Source organism: Rivihabitans pingtungensis (assembly GCF_003201855.1).
Lineage (GTDB): Bacteria > Pseudomonadota > Gammaproteobacteria > Burkholderiales > Aquaspirillaceae > Rivihabitans > Rivihabitans pingtungensis.
Map to the genome: position 1 here is coordinate 1 of NZ_QJKI01000049.1, position 1,668 is coordinate 1,668.

The window sequence follows — 1,668 nt, forward strand, 5'->3', positions numbered from 1 at the left end:
CGCTTCCGGCGTTTGGCCAGAGCTTACGAGAAGCTGCCGCAGACGCTGGCTGGATTACATTACGTGGCGTTTGCCATGTTGATGCTGCCGCACCTTCCTGATGTTGTTGGGATGGTTCAGAACATGCTCTAGCGGCCGCAAAGTGCATTCATTTCGCCATCATCATCAATAACCGCACTATATCAGTCCACGTCAGCAGCACAGGCACGAGCTACGCTTGGCGCCAAGCGTAAAAAGGGCGTCAAGGTGCATATGGCGGTGGATGCCCTCGGCCACTTGCTGACCCTTCATGTCACGCCGGCAGACGAACAAGACCGCAGCCAGGTGGGCAAGCTGGTGCAGGCGGCGCAGGAAGAAACCAGTTTTTTAGTCAAAATCGCCTTTGTTGATCAAGGCTATACCGGTGAAACTGTCGCCAATGAAGCTGGTGAACATGGCGTAGAGCTCACGTGGTGAAGCTGCCAGAAGCCAAGCGGGGCTTTGTGCTGCCGCCGCGTCGCTGGGTAGTGGAGCGCAGCTTTGGCTGGGCCGCTCGCTTCCGGCGTTTGGCCAGAGCCTACGAGAAGCGGCCGCAGACGCTGGCCGGACTACATTACGTGGCGTTTTCCATGTTGATGCTGTTGAACCCGATTTATGTTGTTTGCAATATTCGAGATATACTCTAGGATGCGCGTTGGCTTTGGCATTTAAGATCGTCTTTCTTAATTAATGTTTGCGTTACTTTTATTAAAGTTGGCAATAGTGATTCTCCTGGAAAAAAATGAAGCTCTTTTATGACTCTTGTTGTTTGGGTTTGAATGCTTGGAAATAGTTGGTCAATATAAAATCTCATTTCCTCTGAATATTCTTTTCCCCGAAGCCTCATGTATGAAGGCAGAATACTTTCGTCCTCTCGCGCCTCGATTCGCCAAGATCTAAACAAGCCCACAAAGATATTTGCCCGAACGCTTAAATAAAAAAGCTCATGTTTCTTATCTACTGAGTACTCTCCATCTTTTTCATGCACCAACCGATCGTCAATAATTTTTATTAAAAATAGATTTAAAATTTTATCCCTAACCGCTGGATGTGGATGACGTGAAGTGCCAACCCCCAAACCATCTCCATCATATTTATTGTAAAATCGTTGAAACATGCAGCCTAATGAGCAAAAGAGCAAATAAGCCATGTTTTTACTGAATCGGCTGTTTTGGACAATATAAGATAAAGCCATTCCCACGCCTTCGGCATCAGCCATTAACTCACGGGCTTGCGCAGCTATTGTTGGCTCAGTTGTATTGCTACAACTCTCTTCGTTGAAGATGGCTTTTTTGCTGGCATCATCTGAATTGCTAAAATCCAACTCCCAGTCCATATAATCCGGCAGTAAATTTGCATGGCTTTCCTCATGACGGAAAACATAATGCCTTTGTAAAGCATGCGCCACCTCATGAAAAAAAGTCCAAGTTAGCATTAGTTCAAAAAGAATAAATCTACAATAGACATCATTAGGTGTAATAGAGCAATCTTCAGTAGACTTGATTACTTCTATTATTCTTGCGCATACCCCCTGCAGCTCTGGCTCCACATCCTCTAGAGCCTGTTCTGAACTATCCCATAGCGGTAAAATCCAAGCCCCATGGAAAACCGCAAACCTTACCCATCCGATGTCAGCGACGAAGAATGGGC

1 protein-coding gene and 1 pseudogene are annotated in these 1,668 nt (G+C 46.5%); one reads left to right on the top strand and one right to left on the bottom strand.

The features are described from left to right. Positions 1-219: 219 nt before the first annotated feature. Positions 220-665: pseudogene (locus DFR34_RS17705) on the top strand (transposase); the annotation flags it as partial. Here the strand turns inward: DFR34_RS17705 and DFR34_RS17250 are convergent. Continuing rightward, a partial coding sequence (locus tag DFR34_RS17250; RefSeq protein ID WP_158281874.1) for a hypothetical protein occupies positions 662-1,668 on the bottom strand: 1,007 nt, incomplete at its 5' end. The pseudogene DFR34_RS17705 and the gene DFR34_RS17250 overlap by 4 nt on opposite strands.